This window comes from Acinetobacter towneri, from assembly GCF_001758345.1.
Classification (GTDB): Bacteria; Pseudomonadota; Gammaproteobacteria; order Pseudomonadales; family Moraxellaceae; genus Acinetobacter; species Acinetobacter towneri_A.
The window spans coordinates 1-6760 of record NZ_MKQS01000041.1; the positions used below are offsets into that span (position 1 = coordinate 1).

General features: G+C 37.6%; 4 protein-coding genes and 4 pseudogenes. 3 read left to right on the forward strand and 5 right to left on the reverse strand.

The features are described 5' to 3' along the window. The 5 genes and pseudogenes from BJN41_RS12985 to BJN41_RS13005 form a co-directional block, all read right to left on the reverse strand. A partial coding sequence (locus BJN41_RS12985; protein ID WP_070154200.1) for a transposase occupies positions 1-227 on the reverse strand: 227 nt, incomplete at its 3' end. 71 nt (positions 228-298) lie between these two features. Beyond that, positions 299-1186, reverse strand: a pseudogene (locus BJN41_RS12990) (MFS transporter); the annotation flags it as partial. A gap of 292 nt (positions 1187-1478) precedes the next feature. Then, complete coding sequence (gcvH, locus tag BJN41_RS12995; RefSeq protein ID WP_070155698.1) at positions 1479-1853, reverse strand: glycine cleavage system protein GcvH; 375 nt, start codon at positions 1851-1853, stop codon at positions 1479-1481. A gap of 71 nt (positions 1854-1924) precedes the next feature. Next, complete coding sequence (locus BJN41_RS13000) at positions 1925-2953, reverse strand: helix-turn-helix domain-containing protein (protein ID WP_070155699.1); 1029 nt, start codon at positions 2951-2953, stop codon at positions 1925-1927. A 227-nt stretch (positions 2954-3180) separates the two neighbouring features. Continuing rightward, a pseudogene (locus BJN41_RS13005) lies at positions 3181-3945 on the reverse strand (ABC transporter ATP-binding protein); the annotation flags it as partial. Here BJN41_RS13005 and BJN41_RS13010 point away from each other — a divergent pair. The 3 genes and pseudogenes from BJN41_RS13010 to BJN41_RS14985 form a co-directional block, all read left to right on the forward strand. After that, positions 3942-4208 (forward strand): annotated as a pseudogene (locus BJN41_RS13010) (integrase core domain-containing protein); the annotation flags it as partial. The pseudogenes BJN41_RS13005 and BJN41_RS13010 overlap by 4 nt on opposite strands. Positions 4209-4289: 81 nt before the next feature. Continuing rightward, positions 4290-6245 (forward strand): alkyl/aryl-sulfatase, encoded by a 1956-nt coding sequence (locus BJN41_RS13015; protein ID WP_000693745.1) that lies wholly within the window; start codon positions 4290-4292, stop codon positions 6243-6245. A gap of 275 nt (positions 6246-6520) precedes the next feature. Continuing rightward, a pseudogene (locus BJN41_RS14985) lies at positions 6521-6760 on the forward strand (IS701 family transposase); the annotation flags it as partial.

Here is a 6760-nt window from a genome sequence, read left to right on the forward strand (position 1 = left end):
TTTAGCCGCTCATCAGCATACATGCGTTTTAAACGGGCATTTTCAGCCTCAAGTTCTTTAAGCCGCGTCATCATTGAAAGATCCATGCCGCCATATTTGGACTTCCACTTGTAGAATGTAGCAGAGCTCATACCATGTTCGCGGCACAAGTTCGGTATGGGTGTTCCTGCTTCAGCTTGCTTCAAGATACTCATGATCAAGCTGTCTGAATACTTAGATGTTTTCATAGAAAATCTCCTTAAATCAAGGTTATTCGATTTTCTACTTTTAAACTCAATTATTTTTAGGGAGGATTACCGCTCAAGATAATTAACCCTAAAGCAAATAGCGAAATTGCAGGATAAATCACTACGCTCGGCCCACGACGATCATAAATTTTGCCTGTAATAGGGCGCAAACTCATCATAGAAATTGCAAATACCACAAAGAACAAACTAGCATAAGACAACATGTGGCGTGATTCTGCAAAAGTAGAAATAAACGACATAATGCTGGCATACGCAAAAGACACCATCATCGCCATCAGTGAAACTGGCAGAGCTTTTTTCTCTACAAAATCATGTAGTTCTAATTTACGTTTTGGTGTCGATTCAACTTTTACTTTATTAGCATTTGCCACAAGCGGAATCATCAAACAAAAAGCAAAACCCACCCAAACACTTAAAGACAATAAAGTTGAAATGGCTGAATAGGAAATGCTTTGAGTCAAACCTAAACCAATTAAAGGTCCCAATACAATCCCTAAATTTACCGACATCAAAAAATAGCCCATACCTTCACCTTTTCGACTGTCTGGAATAAAATTATTGGCAATAGGGACGGTAACCGTGGTGACAATGCTGAACCAAATCCCATGTAAAAAACGCAGTACGAGTAAAAACACCAAACTATCTACAAAAATGTATGCCACGCTACACAGACAAAACATGATTTCAGAAACATATAAGGTTTTCTTTACACCAAATTTTTCAATAATCAGCCCGCTAAATGGGCGAATCGCGATTGCAGATAACATAAACAAAGTCATAGCTAAACCTGCCTGAGACAGATTACCACCCAACTCATTCACAATATAAATAGGCAAAATTGTCGTTTGCGCAAAATAAAATATGAATAAGAACAAGTTATTCAATAAGCAGAAAATAAATGACTTATTCCATAAATGTTCAGCATTTATAGCAGACATAACTTAAACCTATATATGGTGAGTGAAGCAGCGTGCAATCTGTACTTTGTTATACAGAAGCTTTGTTATTGGAAATTATCACACAGCGCGATCATGTAAAAATAATAAACTATTTATGTGAAAAGTTCAGTTATTTTATAAAACTATGGGAAAAATGGGGTTTTGTTTCTGTTTTTTTATCATTTTTATCAAATAAAGATAATTTAATTTATTTTACAAATTAGAATACAAAAAAATCAGCAGAAGCTGATTTCTTTGTATTTGAGCGATTCAAAGCTGCAAATTTTTAGGCTTATAAGCCAGATTCATATTCCGCACTCGATAAAAGTTGTTCTACATCTGCCATATTGTCTGGTTTGATTTTATAAATCCAGCCTTTGCCATACGGTTCATCATTTACAAAGTCAGGGTCATCATCTAAATTGCTATTTACTTCAACGACTTCACCTGAAACAGGTGCGTGAATATCTGAAGCTGTTTTAACAGACTCAACGACGCCAGCTTGTTCACCCGCAATGACTTTTTGACCAACTTCAGGCGCTTCTACATAGACTAAATCACCTAAAGCATCTTGTGCGTGGTCTGAAATACCCGTGACGACCAAATCACCTTCAATACGCACCCATTCATGTGTTCTTGCATATTTTAATTCCGCTGGGTGATTCATTAGATAACTCCTTAAATTGTATCGAACCTTTTTGCCATGTTTTATACATGCTTTTTGCCAAAAACAAAAGTTTAGAAATACGGATCTTTACGCCAATTGCTCGGACTACGTCCACTCCAGCGTTTAAAAGCACGACTAAAATTAGCTACATCGCTATAACCCAATTCATCGGCAATTTGTTCAAGCGTGTAGTCCGTACGGGAAAGCAGGGAAGTCGCATGCCTATAACGGACTTCATCAACCAAGTTTGAAAATGAAGTCCCTTCTGCAGCCAGATGGCGTTTAAGTGTGCGGTCTGACATGTGTAAATGATCGGCAACATTTTCAATGCTTAAATAATGCTGTTCTGCGTGGGTTAAAATATCACGCACACGCATAGAAATGCGACGACGTTCACCTAGAGCTGAAAGTTCGGCTTCACATTGATTAATCGCAATTTGACTGGCAATAGGATCGGCATTAATCATTTTTAAGTCCAGATATTGCTTGTCAAAACTTAAACCTAAATAAGGCTGATCAAAACGAAATTGATGATCAGGGAATTTAGTAAAATATTGCTCAAAACCTGCAGGTTTAGGAAAGTCAAAATCGACTTCGCCCGTAAAGTGTTGGGTACCTGTCATGGCTTTACTCATGGTAATCATGCCAATGATTAAAGCAATGGCGATTTCTGTGCGTAAAGGTTCCATGTGAATGTCGCACTGCAATTGCAGATTGGCTTTTTCACCAAAAGTCGAGAAAAACAACTGTAAAAAGGGCATACGCAGTTGAATAAAACGATTGGCTAAAATCAGTGCATCACTAATTTCATGCGCAGTCATAATTGCATAGCCTATAAAGCCATGAATTGAAATACGCATTTGCGTACCAAGATGATAACCGAGCGTCGATTCACCTGTGAGTTTTAAAGCGTGTTTGACCAATTCATTGGCAAGAGGTGTAGGAATCCGAAATTCTGGGTCTGCCAACATTTCGCTATTGAGTTGAAATGGTGAAAATAAGGTATCTGCGTTATAGCCCCAACGGGATACAACATCTAAAACCAATAAGCCATAGACCCCTGGAACACCTTGTTCCTGACGTGCTGATATTGTTTTCATGCATGTTCCATTGCATTTGCTAATTTTATTTTAATTTACCTTAGCGACTGTCATCTATTTTTAGCTTAGCTTGCCAAACAACTGCATAAGAGTGTAGATGACATATTGCATCTTGGCATGAAAATTAAAGATATTCTATGAAAATTGTTAGACAAAACAGGCTTTGACTACATGCGACAAATCTGCATCTCATCAAAGCCTGAGTAACAGCAAGATTGCTGGATATCTTAATCTTTATCTGTTGATGGTTTTACAATTTTATCTTGTTCGACTAAAAAACCACCTGTTTGACGCTGCCAAAGTTGTGCATAAATTCCGTTCATCGCAACCAGTTCATCATGCGTACCTTGTTCTGCAATACGTCCTTGATCAAGCACAATTAAACGATCCATTTGTGCAATGGTGGATAATCGGTGTGCAATCGCGATTACAGTTTTACCTTGCATTAGTTCATCAAGGCTCGACTGAATTGCCGCTTCAACTTCAGAGTCAAGCGCGCTGGTGGCTTCATCTAAAATTAAAATAGGCGCATCTTTTAAGAAAACACGGGCAATGGCAATACGTTGACGTTGTCCGCCTGAAAGTTTAACACCCCGTTCTCCCACGTAGGCTTCATAGCCTTTTTTGCCACGTAAATCGGTCAATTGTGGAATAAATTCCTCGGCTTTAGCTTTGCGTACTGCTTCAAACATTTCTGCATCAGTGGCGTCAGGTCGCCCATATTTAATATTTTCAGCCACAGTACGATGTAATAGTGAAGTATCTTGAGTCACAAGTGCAATGTTTTTACGCAAACTGTCTTGGGTCACATCTTCAATATTTTGCCCATCAATCATAATTGAGCCGTGTTTGAGTTCATAAAAATGCAAGAGCAATTGAATTAAGGTCGATTTACCTGCACCTGAGCGTCCCACAATACCAATTTTTTCGCCTGCACCAATATGCAGATTAAACTGGTCAATCACGTTTTTACTGTTATAAGCAAAACTTACATGTATTGAAATCAAATGACATCCAAATCAGCATGGATGGTAAAGGTCGATGGGTTGATAATGTGATGGTTGAACGATTATGGCGGAGCGTTAAATATGAAGAGGTGTATCTCAAAGCCTACAGCAATGTTTTGGATGCGAAGAAGCAATTAAACGCATATTTTGAATTTTATAATTTGAAACGACCTCATTCGAGTCTGGACAAAATGACTCCAGATGAGTTTTACTATGACCAGCTACCACAACAAAATAAGGTAGCTTAACTAGAGCAGAGTATCACTTATAAATAAGCTTTTAGTTGTTCAAACATGTGGGACCACCTCTATTTAAAAAAAGGAAAGAAGATGAAAATTAAGTTTTTAACAGTTTCATTGATGCTTATTCTGCCATTTTCTGTTTTTGCAGCAAATACTGTAGTAGAAAAAGCGGTCATTGAATCAAATAATACATATAAGGCGAAGTATAACTTAGAGGATATGACTGAGTTTAATCAGGCTCAAAAGGGCTTTATTGCCAAGCCAACAGGTCAAATTAAAAGTGAGAAAGGCAATGTTATCTGGGATTTTGATGCATTTAGTTTTTTACAAGATCAAGCACCAAATACCGTTAATCCCACTCTATGGCGACAAGCAAAATTAAACAACAATGTTGGGCTATTTAAAGTAACAGATCGAGTTTGGCAAATTCGTGGTTTTGATTTGGCAAATATGACCATCATTCAGGGTGATACTGGCTGGATTATTGTGGATACATTAACCTCTAAAGAAACGGCTGAAGCAGCACTTAAATTTGCTAGACAGCATTTAGGTGAGCAAAAAATTTCAGCCATTATCTTTACCCATAGCCATATCGATCATTTTGGTGGTGCATTAGGCGTTCTTTCTAGCGAAGAAATTAACGCTAGAAAAACTCCAATTATTGCGCCAAAAGGCTTTATGGAAGAAGCGACCAGTGAAAATGTGATGGCAGGTTCAGCCATGATACGTCGTGCGACTTATATGTATGGAACTTTTCTACCTAAAAATGCGGAAGGATTGGTGGATACAGGTTTAGGTAAGGCTGTTGCTGTGGGAAAAATGGGCATCCTTGAGCCTACACAACTGATCACTCAACCAGAACAGAAAATGACGGTTGATGGCTTGGATTTTGTGTTTTATAACGTGCCGGGTTCAGAAGCACCAGCAGAATTAACGTTCTCTATCCCATCATTGAAACTTTATAACGGCGCAGAAATTCTATCTCATACCATGCATAATCTTTATACCCTTCGGGGTGCTAAAGTCCGTGATGCCTTAAAATGGGTGGGCTATCTAGACCAAGCAATGCAGCATGCCAAAGCATCCGATGTATTGATTGCACAGCATCATTGGCCTGTCTGGGGCAATGACAATATTCAAGATTTTATTAAAACCCAGCGAGATGTTTATAAGTTCACGCATGATCAGACGGTGAGATATATGAACTCTGGTTTTAATGGCGCTGAAATTGCCGAAAAAATTAAGCTTCCAGCGGCACTTGATCAAAAACTATATGCTCATGGCTATTATGGAACCCTAAAACATAATGTAAAAGCAGTATACCAATATTATATGGGATGGTTCGATGCCCATCCTTCCAATTTAGATCCATTACCCCCTAAAGCTGTTGCAAAAAAATATATTGAGTTAGCAGGTGGGGAGAACAATGCATTGAAAAATGCGCGGGATGCCTACGCTCAAGCTGACTATAGATGGGCTGCCGAGATTTTAAAACATATTGTGTTGAATAACCCTCAAAACCAACAAGCAAAAGACTTATTGGCGAATACTTATCGTCAATTGGGCTATGCTGCTGAGGCTTCAACTTGGCGTAATTTCTTTTTGGTGGGCGCTCAAGAGCTACAAAATAATGTACCCCTACAAAATACTTCTGATCCGAGTGATTTATTGATTCATACACCAACTGAAAGATTTCTTGAAGCTATGGCGACAAATTTAGATGTGGAAAATTTAAAAAATGAAAACCAGTGTATCAATCTGGTTTTGTCGGATACCAAAGAGCATTTTTCATTATGGGTTGAAAACTCAGTCATGCAGTTTAAGCGTTATGATGAAAGTAAAGATTTGGCATTGGATTGCCCTACATTAACCTTAACCAAGCCCTTATATCTAAAAATGATTACAGGTCAAATAGAAGGGGTAAAAGTCCTGCTTTCTAAAGACAGTAAAGTCAAAGGTAATCCACTGAAAATTGGAAAATTCTTTGCAATGTTTAAACGTCCAGATTCAATTTTCCCGATTGTGACTCGACCAAATGGCTAAGCTCAAATAAGTAAAGTCGAAACTTAAATTAATAGATCCAAAGAAATGGGTGAAATTATCAACTTGGTTCTCCCAATCTTATAACAGGAATACAAGAAATTATTTCTTGTATTCCTCTTTAAAATTAAAAGTAAGCTATATGTATTTTAACTCTATTGATACTTTATTAAATGGTTTTTGAATTTTTATACTTTATTTTCGATGGAGATATTTTTATTATAGGACTTACGCATTGACGGATTCAAAAAAGTATTAAAATACTTTATAAAGTATCTGTGATCAGACGAATTAAACATGCTTCTACAGCAACTTGTACATTACCCATTTATATGGGCTTTCTCATGACAGAACCGAACTCTATTAGCTGCACACAACTTGCCGAGACTTATAATATCTCGCATGATAGTGTAAATCGCTTTCTAGAGCGTGAAGACTACACACCTCACGACCTATATCAAGAATCAATTCAACATATTGATAATAATAAACTTATAGTCAGTATTGATGATACTGTT

Coding starts and splice junctions, on each gene's coding strand:
- gcvH (WP_070155698.1), bottom strand. CDS start 1,853: ATGAATCACCCAGCGGAATTAAAATATGCAAGAACACATGAATGGGTG.
- BJN41_RS13000 (WP_070155699.1), bottom strand. CDS start 2,953: ATGAAAACAATATCAGCACGTCAGGAACAAGGTGTTCCAGGGGTCTAT.
- BJN41_RS13015 (WP_000693745.1), top strand. CDS start 4,290: ATGAAAATTAAGTTTTTAACAGTTTCATTGATGCTTATTCTGCCATTT.